Origin of the sequence: Micromonospora sp. LA-10 (assembly GCF_051853095.1) — a bacterium.
GTDB classification, from domain to species: domain Bacteria; phylum Actinomycetota; class Actinomycetes; order Mycobacteriales; family Micromonosporaceae; genus Micromonospora; species Micromonospora echinospora_A.
Genome location: NZ_CP195710.1, coordinates 454,228 through 470,341 on the forward strand (window position 1 = coordinate 454,228; position 16,114 = coordinate 470,341).

The following is a 16,114-nucleotide window of genomic DNA, read 5'->3' on the forward strand; positions in this document are numbered from 1 at the left end:
GTACCAGGTGTGACGGCGAGGCGACCCGACGCGATCGGGGCTCATCCCCGGCGGCGGCTGGCCTGGGCGCGGCGCGAGAACGAGCGCCGGCGCCAGGCGTACGAGACGGCGGCGCGGGCCTGGCGGCGGCGCGCGGAGCACCTCGACCGCCTGCGGATCGAAGCGGCCGACTTCCGCGGATGCGTCCTGCCGGGCACCGCGCTGCCGGTGCCACTGGACGACGGCGAGGTCGTCTACCGCATCCTGCCCACCGTCGACCTGGTCGAGGCCACCGCCCGGCACCTGCCCGGGCTGTCAGTGCCGGGCGGCACGCTGGCCGGCTGCCTCGACCCGGCCGAGGGCCCGCTACCGGCCGGGCTGCGCGTGGTCGCCAGCGGCGCCGCAGTGGTGACCGACCGGCGGGTCGCCTTCGCCGGGCCCGACGTCGGACGGGAGTGGCCCCTGCGGAGTCTGCGCGGCCTCGGGCACCACCCCGGCCGTCCGGTCACCCTGCTGCACGACGCCGACGGCGGCACACCGGCGGGCCTGCGCGTGCCGGCGCCGGGCGCGGCGAACGCCCGGTTCTACCTCACCCTGGCCCACGCCGACGCCACCGGCAGCCGGAAGGCGGTGGTCGACGACGTCGAGGCGCTGTGGTCCGCCCACCGGGCCGCACGGCCCCGGCCGCCTCGGCCGCTCGGGCCCTGGGACGCCCCTGCCGACCGGGCGCTCCCCCAGCGGCTGGCGGCAGCAGGCGTCGCGGCGGTCGCCGTGCTGCTGGGCGTCACCTCCGCCGGCACCTGGGCCGCGACCGCCGGGCAGACCGATCCGGCAGGCCGGACCGCGACCCACCCGGCGACCGCTCCCGCGCCGGCCCGCTCTTCAGCGCCGCCCGCGGCGACTCCGATCGGTCCGTCGGCTCCCCCGGCGCCCCGGCCCACGCAGCGACCGGAGGCTCCGCCCGGCCCGGCGGCCCGGTCGGATGATCGAATTCGCACCACCACGCCACCTGTCGCCGGTTCCCCGTCAACGCACGTCGGCGACCGTCCGCCTGCGCCGGCCGAACCGTCCGGCCCGCCCGCGGATCCGGTGACGGCAGCACCGAGCGCGAGCCCGACGCCTGATCCAGGTCCGACCGGCGAACCCGATCCCACCGCGGAACCGAGCCCGACCGCCGCATCAGCCGAGCCGACCCTCCTGGACACGCTGGACCTACTGGACCTGCTGGGCCTACGCCTCGGCTCGGCCGCCCGTTCCGGCGCAACAGTCGAGGCAGACGCGGATCTCCCCTGACCCACCCGCTCAGCCTCCGCCGCGCTCCCTCGCCCCGCCGCTCACCGCAGCCGCGCCCTGTCCCTCGCCGCGCCGCGCGCACTCCCTCGCCGTCGATCTTGCACTTGGCGCCCCACTGATGCCGGATTCATTCCGTTTGCGGGGTCCGCAACTGCAAGATCGCGGGGGCCGAGGGCCGAGGGCCGAGGGCCGAGGGCCGAGGGTCGGGGGCCGGGGGCCGAGGGCCGGGGGCGGGTGGGGGTCAGGGGGTTTGGGGGGTCAGCAAGTAGTCGCCGTCTTCGGGGCTCCAGCGCAGCTCCACGGCGCCGCCCGTCGCGGCTGCCTTGCAGAACTGCAGGAAGCCGCGATACCCGAGCTTCTTCTCGCTGAAGTCGGGCCGGGCGCGCCGGAGCTGGTCCTTCAGCCCGGACAGCGCCACCGCGCCGCCCTCGCCGGCCAGATCCACCACCACTGAGCGCAGCAACCCGAACGCGACGTCCCGGTCACCCTGTTCCGGAAGCGACACCTCCGGATCACCCTTCGCCGGCCCAGCCGCCAACTCCACCACGTTGCGCGCGGCGAGGTGGCGCAGCAGCTCGCCGAAGGTACGGAAGCCGTAGTCGGACTCGCTGAACGTCGGGTCCTTCCGCAGCAGCGCGCGCTTGAGCGCGGAGGCGGTCACGTCGCCGCTCGAGCTGCCCTGCATGCCGGCCACTGTCTGCACGAGCTGGACGGCGAGCGTGTCGACGTCCCGGGCCCGCCCCTCCTCGGCCGCAGCCGTCTCCGGCACTGCCTCCGCCGCCGGTTCCGCCACCGGCCCGGGCGGCGCCGTCCGGGCCGGACGCGACCGGCGGGCGGCCGGCGGCGGTACGTCGACGCCTTCGAGGCGGTCGTAGTAGAGGAACTCGTCGCAGGCCGGCGGCAGCAACGCCGACGTGGACTTCTCCACCCCGACGCCGATCACCCGCTTGTTGAGTTCGCGCAGCTTGTGGACCAGCGGCGTGAAGTCGCTGTCGCCCGTGCAGATCACGAACGTGGAGATGTAGCCGCGCTCGAACGCCAGCTCGACCGCGTCCACCGCCATCTTGATGTCCGCGGCGTTCTTACGGGAGGCGCCCATGCGCTGCGGAATTTCGATCAGCTCGACGTGCGAACGGGTGAGCATCCGCCGGTCCTCGTCGAAGTACGACCAGTCCGCGTACGCCCGGCGCACCACCACCCGCCCCCGCTCGGCGAGGGCGTCGGCGATCGGCCGGAAGTCGAACGCACCGCCACCGTGGTGGTCGCGTACGCCCAGGGCCAGGTTTTCGTAGTCGAGGAACAGCGCGATCCGGTCTTCGTGATCCACACTGGCAGCCTAGCCGGGCCGGGCCCCCGCGCCGGTCAGCGCCGCTCGTCGCGGTACACGGTCTCGCGGCGGGCCAGGCGCTGAATCGCGTAGCTGCTGACCAGGAGCAGCAGCGCCAGCACCACTTCGACGCCGGCGACCGTGCCGGTGGCGACGGTGAGGCCGAGCAGCAGCAGGATGATCCCGGCGACGGCGAGCAGACCCGCGAGCAGCAGGCGGTTACGCCGTCGCGCCGACCGCTGCGCGTCGTCTGCGCTCACGCTGCCCGCCTCTCCCCTGCTCCTGTGCCGATCGTAGGCGCTCGTCACGGCCCGGGTGGCGGCTTGGCCGCGCCGACACGGCACGGCGGGCCGGCGACCCGACACTGCGGGCGGCAGCGCGCCGGCACGGCGCGGGGCCGGACGCGCAGGCGTCCGGCCCCGTGCACGGCGGCGGTCAGTGGATCGGCACCGCCATCGGGCGCTTGTCCTCGCCCGTCTCGCCGTCGAGCAGGTGCGACGGCTCGCGCCGGCGCGGCAGGAAGGCGGCCGGGACGAAGGTGAGCAGCACCAGCCCGAACGCGACCCAGAACGTGGTCGAGAAGGCGCCCGCGGCGTAGTCGAGCCCTCGCTCGATGAGCGACGGCGGCACCGGGAACTGCTGGATCAGCTCGGGCCGCTGCTGTGCGGCGATGGCGAGCTGGGACTCGGTGAGCGGAGCGCCGGTGCCCGGGTCGGTCACGCCCGGGATGGGCCGCGAGCCGTTCAGCTCGCTGGTGAGGATGACCGACATGATCGCGGCGCCGATCGATCCGCCGATCTGCTGGAGGATGTTGACCAGCGTGGAGCCGCGCGCCACCTCGGCGGCGCTGAGTGTCTTCAGCGCCGAGGTCATAATCGGCATCATCGTGCCGCCCATGCCGAGGCCCATCACGAACAGCGAGCCGCAGAGCAGCCAGTACGAGGTGTCGGTGCCGAGCTGCGTGAAGGTGAAGAACCCGGCTGCGATGAGCACCAGCGCGAAGGGCACCGTCCGGCCGACCGGCACCCGGTCGGCGAGCATGCCCGCGATCGGCATGGTCAGCATGGCGCCGATGCCCTGCGGCGCGATCAGCAGGCCCGCCGCGAGCGTCGTCTCGCCGCGTACCTGCAGGAAGTAGCTCGGGAACAGCAGGCCGGCACCCATGAACGCGATGATGAACACGAACATGGTGATCGAGGCGATGGTGAGGTTGCGGTTGCGGAACAGCCGCAGGTCGAGCAGCGGGTGCCGGGGCCGGAACGAGTAGGCCACGAAGGCGACCACGAGCGCGCCGCCGGCCAGCATCGGCAGCCACACCTTGGTGTCGGCGATCGTGCCGGTCTCCGGCAGCGTGGAGATGCCGTACAGGAACAGCGCCAGGCCCGGCGAGAGCATCAGCATGCCGAGGAAGTCGAACGACTGGGACGGCTCGGCGTTGTCCTTCGGCAGGGCGAGCTGGGCGTAGATCAGCGCGACCACGCCGATCGGCAGGTTGATCAGGAAGATCCAGTGCCAGCTGGCGACGTCGATCAGCCAGCCGCCGAGGATCGGGCCGGTGATCGGGCCGAGCAGCATCGGGATGCCGAGCACGGCCATCAGGCGGCCGATGCGGTGCGGACCGGCGGCCCGGGTCATGATCGTCATGCCGAGCGGCATGAGCATGCCGCCGCCGAGGCCCTGGACCACACGCCAGGCGATCAGCTCACCGATCGAGTCGGCCGTGGCGCAGAGCCCGGAGCCGATGGTGAACAGCGCCAGCGCCACCATGTAGAGGCGTTTCGTGCCGAACCGGTCGGCGGCCCAGCCGCTGAGCGGGATCACGGTGGCCAGCGCGAGCGTGTAGCCCGTCATGGTCCACGCGACGCGCGCGTACGAGGCGTCGAACTCGCTCTGGAACGTCGGGAGCGCCACGCTGACGACAGTCACGTCGAGGATCGACATGATCGCGCCGAGCACGACGACGCCGGCCACCTTGAGCACCGCGGCGTCGAGCTTTGTCGACGTCGCGACGGGTTGCTGGGTCACTTACGGTCTCCTGGATCCGGTTCGGCTGCGGGAAGGCCGGGGGTCGCCACGCGCCGTCCGGGCGCGGGCGGAACGCGCGGCGGGCGACGTCCGGCGGGAAGCCTAACCACGACCGGCGACAGGCCGCGGCGGGTTTTGCCGACGGACGAGGCGTGCCGACCCGGCGCACACCCGGACGGCGGGCCGGCGGCTCACGGAAAAGGGTGGTTGCGCGCCGATTCGTGCGGCTCGGCGAGCGCCTGGGCGCACCGGCGACCGTGACGAAGGTCATCACGCGTCCGGGCAGCTCGGGGGCCATGCCGGCGCGCCGTTTCAGCCCATCTGACCCATCAGTTCGATCTCGGCGGTCCGGGAGCGCTCGATCCGGCGGGCCAGCTCGCGTACCCGATCGCCGGTGCCGGCGGTGACCTGGGCGCGGGCCAGGTCGGCCGCGGTGCGCTGGTGCCGGCTCAGCACGTCGAGCAGCACCCGGTCGGCATCGGCGGGCACGGCGGCGCGCAGCCGGGCCAGTCCGGCAGCGGCGTCGCTGTGCCCGGAGTGGTCGTGCCGGGCGGCCGCGGCGGCGGCCGACGGGCCGGCGTCGCGCAGCCACTCGCGCATGGTGGCCAGCTCGTCGGTCTCGGTGGCCCGCACGGCGGCGATCAGCGTGCGGATCCGCGTGTCGGTGGCACGGTCGAGGCCGAGCCGGACGATCTCCAGCGTCTGCTCCGTGTGGGCCACCATCATGGCCAGGAACAGCGCGTCGATCCCGCTGACCGTGGCGTCCGCGCCGGCCGGGACCGAGGCCGGGGCGGACGGGGACGGATCGGCGACCGGCGGGCCGCCGCACCCGGTCAGGGCCAGCGCCACGCCGAGCACGGCGGCGGCGGACGCGCGGCGGAGCCGGGGACCGGCCGGCTCCGCCGCGCGGGTACGCGGGCTCAGATCTGCTGCCACAGCGCCGGCACGTTCGGCGGCTCCCAGCCGGCGATGGCGGTGTGCGCCTGGCGGCAGCGGTAGCTGCGGCCGTCGTAGGTGACCGTGTCACCGACCTGGTACGCCCGGCCGGCCGTCCACGTGCCGCCCGGCGCCGGGGTGCTGGTCCGGGTGGGGGTGGGTGAGGGGGCGGGGGTGGTCGGCGCCGCCGTCGGGGTGGGCGACGGGGTCGGGTTGCCGCCACCGCCGCCGATTTGCAGGTCGACGCAGGAGTAGAAGGCGTTGGCGGTGTCGGAGATGTTCCAGATGGCGAGCAGCTTCTGCCGGCCGGAGAAGCCGCCCAGGTTGACCGAGTGCGACACGGTCGCGCCGGGCTGGCGGCCGCCGCCGTCGACCACCGCGACCCGGGTGCCGCCGATCCAGTACTCCCAGTTGGCGGTGGCGTGCCGGGCGGTGTTGACCCAGGTGAACGTGACGGTGCTGCCGACCGAGGTGGCCGGCCAGTTGCGGTTGTCGTCGTTGAGGACCGCGAACTGGGCGATGCCGGCGTTGCAGCTGCGCAGGCCCTTGGGGCCCTCGACGCTCTGCGGCTCGTACTTGATCTGGCCGCAGTCGGGCACCCGGTTCTGCGCGCAGAGCGCCTGGCGGCTGGGCGGCGAGGAGATGTAGCCGTGGGCCTGCGCGGGTGCGGCGAGCGCCAGCGTGCCGGTCACGGCGCCTGCGGTGAGCAGCGGGAGGGTGATTCTTCGGCGCATGGTGGCAACTCCTTCAGGGGGAACGGAAGGTGCCCCGAACATAAATTAAACATTGTTAACAGTAAAGACTCCTGTCTATAAATTAAGCCCTGCACTCCCCTGCGCCGGGCGTATGATCTCCATCGATGGCTCGCCGCGCGGAGCCGATCGTCGTTCCTGGGCATCCCGCCGCCGTCACGGCTCCGGGAGGACGACGCAGACCGGGCATCGCCTCGTCGTCCCACTCCCCGGAGGACACCCCCGCATGAGGAGAACCACCGCGTTCGCGGCCAGCCTGCTGCTGCTCGCCGCCGCGCTCAGCACCGTCGGCGGGCCGGTCGCCGCCGACCCCACCGACGCGGTCACCGTCACCGTGAACACCCGCGCCGGGCTGGCCACCGTCCCGGCCACCGCGCTCGGCGTCAACCACGCCATCTGGGACTCGCAACTCGGCAGCGCCGAGACGTCCGACCTGCTCAAGGCGGCGGGCGTGAAGATGCTGCGCTACCCCGGCGGCTCGTACGCCGACATCTACCACTGGGAGACGCACACCGCGCCCGGCGGCTACGTCGCGCCGAACACCGACTTCGACACGTTCATGGCCGGCGCCCGGCGCGTCGGCGCCGAGCCGATGATCATCGCGAACTACGGCACCGGCACGCCCGCCGAGGCGGCGGCCTGGGTCCGCTACGCCAACGTCACAAAGGGCTACGGCGCCAAGTGGTGGACAGTCGGCAACGAGAACTACGGCAACGGCCACTACGGCTCGGCCTGGGAGGCCGACGACCACCCGGACAAGAGCGCGAGCCAGTACGCGCGGCTGGTGATCGAGTACGCCGACGCGATGAAGGCGGTCGACCCGACCGTCAAGGTCGGCGCGGTGCTCACCATGCCCGGCAACTGGCCCGACGGCATCACCGCCGGGTCCGACCCGGGACCGTGGAACCAGACCGTGCTCTCCCTCGCCGGCCCGAAGATCGACTTCGTGGACGTGCACTGGTACCCGGGTGGCAACGCCGCCGACTCGCTGGCCCGGACCAACCACCTGCCCGACGCGGCCTGGCTGCTGCGCCAGCAGATCGCCCGGTACGCCGGCCCCGGCGCCGACCGGATCGGGATCAGCTTCACCGAGCTGAACGTGGACGCCGGCCGCACCACCGCGCCCGGCGCGCTGTTCCTCGCCGACGCCTACAGCGGCCTGCTGGAGCAGGGCGTCTTCACCGTGCAGTGGTGGAACGTGCACAACGGCATCGGCACCGTCTCCGAGGTGGCCGGGCAGACCGACTACGGCGACTTCGGAATGCTGTCCAGCGGCAACTGCGCCAGCGACGGCGAGGTGTGCCAGCCGCCGTTCAACACGCCCTTCGCGCCGTACCACGCGCTGTCCATGATGAACCTGTTCGTCCGGCCCGGGGACCAGCTCGTCCGTGCCGGGACCGACCAGCCGCTCGTCGCCGCGCACGCGGTCCGGCGGCCGGACGGCAGCGTCGCGGTCCTGCTGCTCAACAAGGACCCGGAGAACGCCCACCCGGTGACGCTCGACTACGCCGGGTTCACCCCGGCCGACGAGGCGCCGACGGTGCACACGCTCGCCAACGGCGCGACCGGGGTCAGCACCGGCCGCTCGGGCGACGCGACAGCGCGTACGCTGCCGCCGTACTCGCTGACCACGCTCGTGCTGCGACCGGCCGGCAGCTCGGCCGGGCGGCCCGGCGCCCCGGGCCGGCCGACGGCGAGCGCGGCGACCGACCGCGCGGCCACCATCTCCTGGCCGGCGGCCACGCCGGGCGCGTCCCGGATCGCCAAGTACGAGGTGCACCGGCAGAACGGCGCGGTCAGCGAGCAGCTCGGCGAGACCGCCGGCACGTCGCTGACCGTCGGCAACCTCGAACCGGGCGCCCGCTACACGGTCAACGTGCTGGCCCGGGACACCGCCGGTCGGGTCTCGTGGTCGTCGCCGCCGCTGACGTTCGCCACCGGCAGCCCGGCGGAGAGCTCCTGCGCGGTGCGGTTCAACGACGACAACGACTGGGGCAACGGGTACGTGGCCAACGTCGAGGTGATCAACACCGGCGCGAAGGCGCTGGACGGCTGGACACTCACCTGGACCTGGCCGACGGCCTGGCAGCAGGTGAACAGCGGGTGGAGCGCCACCTGGAACCAGGACGGCCGCAACGTCCGGGTGACGCCGACCGACGACAACCGGCGGCTCGCCGCCGACGGCGGGAGCACGACCGTCGGGTTCGTCGGCGCGTACAGCGGACCGAACGTGCCGCCGGGCGCGTTCCGCCTCAACGGGACCGTCTGCACGCTGCGCTGACCGGCGCGCTCAGCCCCGGCCGGGTGGCCGCAGCCGCACGTCGACCGCCGCCGGGACCCTCGGGTTCCGGCGGTGGCCGGCGCGGCGCGGCGCGGGGACCACGTGCGGCCGCACCGGTCCGGGCGCCTCGACGGGCGCGGGCCGGTCCGGTGCGGGCCGGGGCAGCACGGCCAGGATCACCACGAGCAGCGCCATCGAGACGAGGCCGTCGAGCCAGTAGTGGTTGCCGGTGACCACCACCACGAGCGCGGTCACCAGTGGATGCAGCAGCCACAGCCAGCGGCGGCGTCCGGCGGTGACCGCCATCAGCGCCAGCGCGATCGCCAGCGCCCAGCCCACGTGCAGGGACGGCATGGCCGCGTACTGGTTGCTGAGCTGGTCGGTGTCGGGCGGTCCGTAGACGCTCGGCCCGTAGCGGGTGCCGGTGTCGACCAGGCCGGTGAGCTCGGTCAACCGGGGCGGCGCGAGCGGGACGCACACGTGCAGCACCAGCGCCACGGCGGTCAGCGCCGCCAGGGCGCGCCGCAGCCGCAGGTAGTGGGCCGGGCGGCGCAGCCACAGCCAGACCAGGCAGAGCACGGTGGCCGGGAAGTGGACGTAGGCGTAGTAGGCGTTGACCACCCACACCGGCATCGCGTGCGGCAGCAGCGGGGCCTGCACCGCCGCCTCGTCCGGCAGGCGCAGCAGCCGTTCCAGGTGCCAGATCCACTCGCCGTTCGCCAGGGCCAGGTCGGCGTGGTCGGCCACCACCTGCCGGCCCGCCTTGTAGGCGAGGAAGAGCACGGCGACGAGCGCCAGCTCACGCGCGGCCCGCCGCCATGCGGCCAGGCGCGCGGGCGTGGCCCACGTGGTGTCCACGGCTCCTCCTTCGGTGCCTCCCGGCACACATCAGGGCCGCCGCCGGGCTCGGCGACGGCCCTGGGGTACGGGCTCAGCGGCGGGCGCGTTCCTCCCGGCCGGCCGAGTCCACGCTCACCTCGTCGAAGGCGGGCGCGCCGTCGACGGCGTCCGCTCCCACCGCCACCGACCGGCCGGTGTCCGGCAGGTCGAGGCTGGAACGCAGGGTGACCGGGCGCAGCAGCAGCGCCGCAACGATACCCACCACCGCGATGGCGGCCGAGATCAGGAAGATGTGCCCCGTTGCGTCCCCGTACGCGGCCCGCACGATCTGCCGTACCGGCTCGGGCAGCGCGTCGAGGTTGAGCGTGCTGCCGCCGCCTCCGCCGGAGGTGGGGATGCCTGCCGCGGCGAGGTCGTGTGTGATCCGGTCGGTGACCTGGCGGGCCAGCACCGCGCCGAGCACCGACACGCCGATGGTGCCGCCGAGCGAGCGGAAGAACGCCACGCTGGCGCTGGCCGCGCCGATGTCCTTGAGCGCGACGGTGTTCTGCACCGCGAGCACCAGGTTCTGCATGGTCATGCCGACGCCCACGCCGACGATGAACATCGCGATGCCGACGAAGACCAGCGACGTGTCGTGGTCGATGGTGCCGAGCATGGCGAACCCGATGACCAGCACGACCGCGCCGAACACGATGTACGGCTTGACCTTCCCGGTAGCGGTGATCATCCGGCCCGCCACGATCGAGGAGATCAGCACACCGACCATCATCGGGATGGTCAGCAGACCGGCCTCGGTCGGGCTGTAGCCGCGGCCGATCTGGAAGTACTGGCCGAGGAAGACCGCGCCGCCGAACATCGCCATGCCGACCGCGAGGCTGCCGAGGATCGCCAGGGCTGTGGTGCGCTCGCGGACGATGTGCAGCGGCACCACCGGCTCGGCGGCCCGCGACTCCACCCAGACGGCGAGCGCGAGCAGCAGCACCGCGCCGCCGACCATGGCGCCGGTCTGCCAGGAGGCCCAGGCGAACGAGTCGTCGACGAACGAGATCCAGATCAGCAGCACGCTGACCCCGGCGGCGATCAGCGCGGCGCCCAGGTAGTCGATCTTGACGTTGTCCCGGCGCGCGGTGGGCAGGTTCAGGGTGATCTGGAGCAGGAACAGCGCGACGACCGCGACCGGCACGCCGACGAAGAAGCACCAGCGCCAGCCGAGCCACGAGGTGTCCACGATCAGGCCGCCGAGCAGCGGGCCGCCGACGGTGGCCAGCGCCATCACGCCGCCCAGGTAGCCGTTGTAGCGGCCCCGCTCGCGCGGCGGGATCATGGCCGCGATGGCGACCTGGACCAGCGCCTGGAGGCCACCCACGCCGATGCCCTGGAAGGCCCGGGCGCCGATGAGCTGCCCGGCGCTCTGCGCGAAGCCGGCCGCGACCGACCCGACCAGGAACACCACGATGGCGACCTGGATCAGCAGCTTCTTGTTGAACAGGTCGGCCAGCTTGCCCCAGATCGGGGTGGTCGCGGTCGCGGTGAGCAGGGTGGCGGTGACCACCCAGGTGTACTGGGTCTGCGAGCCGTTGAGCGCTCCGATGATCTTCGGCAGAGCTGTCGAGACCACGGTGCTGCTCAGCATGGCCACGAAGAGCACGAGCAGCAGCCCGCTGAGCGCCTCCAGCGTCTGCCGCTTGCTCATGGGCGCGGCCTCGGCCGTCGCGGTGGGTGCGCTCATGCGCGCGTCCTCCAGGTGTGTCGATGCGGGTTGGCCGCTTCGTTGCCTAAAGCAATCAACACTAAACCTTGCCCGTCGGGCAAGTTTGCCCATTGAGAAATGGCTCACCTACGCTTGTCGCCATGGAGGAGTGCACCGGGCTGCGCGAACGGAAGAAGGCGGCGACGCGTCAGGCGTTGCACGAGGCGGCGCTGTCCCTCGCCGTCGAGCACGGCCCCGACCGGATCACCGTCGAGGCGATCGCCGACGCCGCCAACGTCTCGCGGCGCACGTTCTCCAACTACTTCAGCAGCAAGGAGGAGGCCCTCTTCCACGGCGACACGCTGCGGCTGCGCCGGCTTCTCGCGCTGGTCGCGGAGCAACCGGCGCAGCTGCCACCGTGGGCCGCGCTGACCCGGGCCGCCCTGACCCAGGCCGAGGACGGCTACGACGACCCGGCCGAGCCCTGGCTCAACCGGCGCCGGCGACTGCACGGCCAGCCGAGCCTGGCCGCCCACCAGGTCGCCGCGTACGCCGCACTGGAGCGGGAGATGGCCGCGGAGCTGGCCCGCCGTCTCGACGGACCCCAGGCGGCGCTGCGGGCCCGGATCATCGCCGCGACGTTCCTCGCGTCCCTGCGGATCGCCGCCCAGGAGTGGCTGGAGCACCCCGGGCGGTCGTTGCGCGACGTGCTGCGCGACGTGCTCGCCCATGCCGCCCCGGCGGCCGGCTGAACACTCCCCGGGCCCCCGGTCGGACCGGTGGAATGGCCGGCGAAAGCGACACCCCGCCTGACCTGGGCTGACACACTCGCCCGGTGGGTGGCGACCGGTGGCGCAAGGGGCTCGGGCCCGCGACCGGCGTCGCCCCCGCCACCCGGGTCGACCGGTTCGAGATCTTCTTCGACCTCGTCTTCGTGGTGTCCTTCTTCATCATCACGCGCGCCACCGCCGCCAACGTGACGCCGCGGGAACTGCTGCACGCGCTGCTGGTGCTCGCCGTGCTGTGGTGGTGCTGGGTGGTGCACAGCGCGGTGGCCGCCCGCCTGCGCCTCGGCGAGGGCTTCGTGCCGATCCTCATGGTGGTCGGCATGATCGCGCTGTTCACGTTCGCGCTCGCGCTGCCGCAGACGTTCGGCGACCTGGACAAGGGCAGTGCAGGGCCGATCCTGGTCACGATCAGCTACGTGGTGATCCGGCTCGTGCACACCGCGCTGTACTGGTACGCCACCGGCGACGACCCGCCGGCCCGCCGCAAGCTGCGGCTGTTCCTGCCCGAGGCGCTCATCTCGGCCTCCCTGCTCCTGGTGGCGGCGCTGCTGCCACCGCGGGTGCCGGCAGGGGTCGGCCCGTGGCTGCGCGACGGGCTGTGGATCGCCGTGGTCGCCATCCAGTACAGCAGCGGCCTGCTCGCCGGCACCGACGGCTGGAAGATCACCTCGGCCGAGCACTGGACCGAGCGGTACGACCTCATCCTGATCATCGCGCTCGGCGAGTCGGTCATCTCGGTCGGCGTCGGCGGCAACCTGCTCGGCCAGCCCGTGACCTGGCCGGCGATCCCGGCGGCGATCTTCGGCATCCTGTTCACCGCCGCGCTCTGGTGGGCGCACTTCGACATGATCGGCCCGGCCGCCCGGATCGCGCTGCACGCCGCTCAGGGCCACCGGCGGGTGGCCCTGGCCCGCGACGCATACGCGTACCTCTACCTGCCCATGATCGCCGGGGTGATCCTGTTCGCGATCGGCGCCGAGGAGCTGGTGCGGATCGTCACCGACCCGGCGGGCGGACCGATGGAACGCGGCCACGGACCTGCGGTGCCGCTGCTCTTCGGTGGTGTGCTCCTCTACCTCGCCGCCAACATGGCGTTCCAGTGGCGCGCGCTGCGGACGCTGTCCTGGACCCGGCTCGGCACCCTGCTCCTGCTCGCCGCGGCGCTGCCGGTCGGGCGGCACCTGCCGGCGCTCGGCGCGCTGGGCCTGCTCACCGCGATCTGCGTGGTCCTCGTCGCCGCCGAGCTGGTGATCTTCGCCGATTCCCGGGTCGCGTTGCGGCGGCTGATGCACGAGGAGAAGGCGAGCGCCGAGGAGAGCGAGGCCGCCTGGCGGGCCCGCTGGCGCGACGGCGGCGACAGCGCCCCGCACCGACCTTGACACAGGCCCTAGAGTCTCCGCGTGATCGAGATCGTCACCGAGGTCGACCTGTTCCACCCGCCCGCCCGGACCTGGCGGGCGCTGACGGAACGCGCGCTGCTGGCCAAGTGGTTCGCCGACAGCACGCCCGGGTCCGACCGGTGGGTGCTGGCCACCGCCGCGCTGCCCGGGTACGACTCAGACACCGAGGTCGAGACCGTCGAACTGCGCGCGCCGCACCGGCTGGTCGTCCGCTGCCGGGAGGCCGGCCGGGCCACCCGCCTGGCCTGCGACCTGGCCCCCACGGCACACGGCACCCGGCTGTCCATGCGCGAGGTGCTCGAAGAGGGCGACTGGGACGCCGACGCCCGCGCCGAGCAGCACGAGCAGGCGGTCACCGGACGGCTGCCGGCCATTCTCGACTGGCTGGCGTTCCAGAACGTGGACCTGCGCCGGGCCGAGGGCGGGCTGACCGCCGAACTGCCTGTGGTCCGGCTGCTCGGCGAGGAACGCCGCCGCTCCCGGCGACGCCCGGTGCTGCTGGCGGCCGGCGCGGTGACGCTGCTCGCCGCGGGCGCCGCAGCGGCGCTGTGGGCCACCGGTGACAGCCCGAGCGCGCCGGCCGCGTTGCCGCCGTCGGCCCCGCTCGTCGTGCCGTCGGACGCCGCGCCCGCCGCCCGGCCCACCACCGCCCGGCCCACGCCGAGCACCAGCCGCCGCAGCGCCTCACCCTCGCCGTCCCCGTCGCCCACCCCCAGCCGTACGCCGAACCCGACGCCCTCCACTGTGGCGACCGCCTCGTTGAGCGCCACGTACGAGACGGTCAACGACCGGCTGTTCGGCTACCGGGGCGAGGTGGTGCTGCGCAATCCCGGTCCCGCGCCGCGCCCGGAGTGGACGGTCACCGTGACGCTGCACGACGGCGCGACAGTGGGCAGCGTCAACGGGGCCGAGGCGGCACAGGACGGCAGTGTGGTCACGTTCACCGGGGCCGCGTTGCCGGGCGGCGGGTCCGTCACCATCCGGTTCGACGTGCGCGACCCCGACCCGTCGCACAACGCCCCCGCCGGCTGCGCCGCCGACAGCACTCCCTGCGCCCCCGCCTGACCCGCACTCCCCCGCCCCACCTCCTTTCACCGCGTTGATCATGAGGTTGAACCGCGGTTTCGTCCGCATTCACGGCGGCCAACTTCATGATCGTCGGGTTGGGGCGGTGGCGGGCGGGGTTCGGGCGGGGTTCGGGCATGTGGGGCGGGGCCTGGTGCGGTGGGTGCGGAAATGAGCTGTTGAGTGCATGGGAGCGCTCCCGTAACATCCCTGACGCGGCTGTTAACGCTCACAAAACAATCGCCACCGCCAATGCCAGAGCCGCCGCCCCCGCAGGAGGTCTATTCATGTCCAGATCCAGGTCAGTCAATGCCATATTGGCATCGGCCGGCGCCGCGCTGCTGGCGTCGGCGACTGTCGTCATGGCGCTCCCCGCCGGCGCCGCAGCCGCCGGCTGCTCGGTGAACTACGCGATCTCGTCGCAGTGGCAGGGCGGCTTCGGCGCCAACGTCACCGTCACGAACCTCGGCGACCCGGTGTCGAGCTGGACGCTGACGTGGTCGTTCGGGGCCGGGCAGACGGTGACCCAGTCGTGGAACACGAGCCTGACCCAGAGCGGAGCGGCGGTCACCGCGCGCAACGTCGACTACAACGGGTCCATCCCGACGAACGGCACCACGTCGTTCGGCTTCAACGGCTCCTGGACCAGCAGCAACCCGGTGCCGACCAGCTTCGCGCTCAACGGGGTGACCTGCACCGGCGGCACCACCACGCCGACCGGCGGCCCGACCGGTGCACCCACCACCGCGCCGCCCACCACGGCGCCGCCGACCACCGCACCGCCCACGACGCCGCCGCCGGGCAACACGTGCAGCCTGCCGTCGTCGTACCGGTGGTCCTCGACCGGCGCGCTGGCGCAGCCGCGCTCGGGCTGGGTGTCGCTGAAGGACTTCACAGTCGTGCCCTACAACGGACAGCACCTGGTCTACGCCACCACGCACGACACCGGAACCAGGTGGGGGTCGATGAACTTTGGCCTCTTCTCCAACTGGTCGCAGATGGCCTCGGCCAGCCAGAACGCGATGTCGTCCGGCACCGTCGCGCCCACCCTGTTCTACTTCGCGCCGCGCAACATCTGGGTGCTGGCCTACCAGTGGGGACCCACCGCGTTCTCCTACCGCACCTCCAACGACCCCACCAACCCCAACGGGTGGTCCTCGGCGCAGCCGCTGTTCACCGGCAGCATCTCCGGCTCCGGCACCGGCCCGATCGACCAGACCCTGATCGCCGACGACCAGAACATGTACCTGTTCTTCGCCGGTGACAACGGCAAGATCTACCGCTCCAGCATGCCCCTGGGCAACTTCCCGGGCAGCTTCGGCTCGAACTACACCACCATCATGAGCGACTCGACGAACAACCTGTTCGAAGCAGTGCAGGTCTACAAGCTGCAGGGTCAGACCCGCTACCTGATGATCGTCGAGGCCATCGGCTCGCAGGGCCGCTACTTCCGGTCCTTCACCGCCACCAGCCTCGGCGGCTCCTGGACGCCGCAGGCGGCCACCGAGTCCAACCCGTTCGCCGGCAAGGCCAACAGCGGCGCGACCTGGACCAACGACATCAGCCACGGCGAACTGATCCGCACCACCGCCGACCAGACCTTCACCGTCGACCCCTGCAACCTCCAACTGCTCTACCAGGGCCGCTCCCCCAACTCCGGCGGCGACTACGGCCTCCTGCCCTACCGCCCCGGACTGCTCACCCTGCAGCGCTGACCCGGGCCGTCGAGGAGAGA

14 protein-coding genes are annotated in these 16,114 nt (G+C 72.9%); 6 read left to right on the plus strand and 8 right to left on the minus strand.

What is annotated here, in order from left to right:
- Positions 1 to 9 precede the first annotated feature (9 nt).
- Positions 10 to 1,272, plus strand: coding sequence for a hypothetical protein (locus tag ACSDG8_RS02225; RefSeq protein WP_439427602.1), 1,263 nt, complete (start codon positions 10 to 12; stop codon positions 1,270 to 1,272).
- Positions 1,273 to 1,513: 241 nt separating this feature from the next.
- Here the strand turns inward: ACSDG8_RS02225 and ACSDG8_RS02230 are convergent, their stop codons facing one another.
- The 5 genes from ACSDG8_RS02230 to ACSDG8_RS02250 form a co-directional block, all read right to left on the minus strand.
- Positions 1,514 to 2,599, minus strand: coding sequence for a PIN domain-containing protein (locus ACSDG8_RS02230; RefSeq protein ID WP_210899060.1), 1,086 nt, complete (start codon positions 2,597 to 2,599; stop codon positions 1,514 to 1,516).
- Positions 2,600 to 2,634: 35 nt separating this feature from the next.
- Positions 2,635 to 2,859 (minus strand): hypothetical protein, encoded by a 225-nt coding sequence (locus ACSDG8_RS02235; RefSeq protein WP_210899062.1) that lies wholly within the window; start codon positions 2,857 to 2,859, stop codon positions 2,635 to 2,637.
- Between the two features lie 175 nt (positions 2,860 to 3,034).
- Positions 3,035 to 4,624 carry a DHA2 family efflux MFS transporter permease subunit gene (locus ACSDG8_RS02240; protein WP_210899064.1) on the minus strand — a complete coding sequence of 530 codons (1,590 nt, stop codon included), beginning with the start codon at positions 4,622 to 4,624 and terminating at the stop codon, positions 3,035 to 3,037.
- A gap of 312 nt (positions 4,625 to 4,936) precedes the next feature.
- The gene (locus ACSDG8_RS02245) at positions 4,937 to 5,560 is read right to left on the minus strand and encodes a DUF305 domain-containing protein (protein ID WP_210943105.1); all 624 of its coding nucleotides are present in this window, start codon (positions 5,558 to 5,560) and stop codon (positions 4,937 to 4,939) included.
- Entirely contained in the window at positions 5,545 to 6,294 is a 750-nt protein-coding gene (locus tag ACSDG8_RS02250) for a lytic polysaccharide monooxygenase (RefSeq protein WP_210899068.1), read from the minus strand. Before ACSDG8_RS02250 ends, ACSDG8_RS02245 begins: the two co-directional genes overlap by 16 nt.
- A 244-nt stretch (positions 6,295 to 6,538) precedes the next feature.
- Between ACSDG8_RS02250 and ACSDG8_RS02255 the strand changes: the two genes are divergently transcribed.
- Positions 6,539 to 8,593 carry a cellulose binding domain-containing protein gene (locus ACSDG8_RS02255; protein ID WP_439427603.1) on the plus strand — a complete coding sequence of 685 codons (2,055 nt, stop codon included), beginning with the start codon at positions 6,539 to 6,541 and terminating at the stop codon, positions 8,591 to 8,593.
- A 9-nt stretch (positions 8,594 to 8,602) separates the two neighbouring features.
- Here ACSDG8_RS02255 and ACSDG8_RS02260 read toward each other — a convergent pair whose 3' ends face one another.
- Together ACSDG8_RS02260 and ACSDG8_RS02265 are read right to left on the minus strand one after the other, a co-directional pair.
- Positions 8,603 to 9,451, minus strand: coding sequence for a phosphatase PAP2 family protein (locus tag ACSDG8_RS02260; protein WP_439427604.1), 849 nt, complete (start codon positions 9,449 to 9,451; stop codon positions 8,603 to 8,605).
- Between the two features lie 73 nt (positions 9,452 to 9,524).
- Positions 9,525 to 11,165, minus strand: coding sequence for an MDR family MFS transporter (locus tag ACSDG8_RS02265; RefSeq protein ID WP_439427605.1), 1,641 nt, complete (start codon positions 11,163 to 11,165; stop codon positions 9,525 to 9,527).
- Positions 11,166 to 11,287: 122 nt separating this feature from the next.
- On the opposite strand from ACSDG8_RS02265, the gene ACSDG8_RS02270 reads away from it, so the two are divergent.
- The 3 genes from ACSDG8_RS02270 (at position 11,288) to ACSDG8_RS02280 (ending at position 14,379) form a co-directional block, all read left to right on the plus strand.
- Entirely contained in the window at positions 11,288 to 11,878 is a 591-nt protein-coding gene (locus tag ACSDG8_RS02270) for a TetR/AcrR family transcriptional regulator (protein WP_439427606.1), read from the plus strand.
- Positions 11,879 to 11,961: 83 nt separating this feature from the next.
- The gene (locus tag ACSDG8_RS02275; RefSeq protein ID WP_439427607.1) at positions 11,962 to 13,293 is read left to right on the plus strand and encodes a low temperature requirement protein A; all 1,332 of its coding nucleotides are present in this window, start codon (positions 11,962 to 11,964) and stop codon (positions 13,291 to 13,293) included.
- A gap of 21 nt (positions 13,294 to 13,314) precedes the next feature.
- Positions 13,315 to 14,379 (plus strand): SRPBCC domain-containing protein, encoded by a 1,065-nt coding sequence (locus tag ACSDG8_RS02280; RefSeq protein ID WP_439427608.1) that lies wholly within the window; start codon positions 13,315 to 13,317, stop codon positions 14,377 to 14,379.
- A gap of 229 nt (positions 14,380 to 14,608) precedes the next feature.
- On the opposite strand, the gene ACSDG8_RS02285 is transcribed toward ACSDG8_RS02280, so the two are convergent.
- Positions 14,609 to 14,743, minus strand: a complete 135-nt coding sequence (locus tag ACSDG8_RS02285; RefSeq protein ID WP_282100793.1) for a hypothetical protein — start codon at positions 14,741 to 14,743, stop codon at positions 14,609 to 14,611.
- Between ACSDG8_RS02285 and ACSDG8_RS02290 the strand changes: the two genes are divergently transcribed.
- Positions 14,742 to 16,094 carry a non-reducing end alpha-L-arabinofuranosidase family hydrolase gene (locus tag ACSDG8_RS02290; protein WP_439427609.1) on the plus strand — a complete coding sequence of 451 codons (1,353 nt, stop codon included), beginning with the start codon at positions 14,742 to 14,744 and terminating at the stop codon, positions 16,092 to 16,094. The genes ACSDG8_RS02285 and ACSDG8_RS02290 overlap by 2 nt on opposite strands.
- Positions 16,095 to 16,114: the final 20 nt, after the last annotated feature.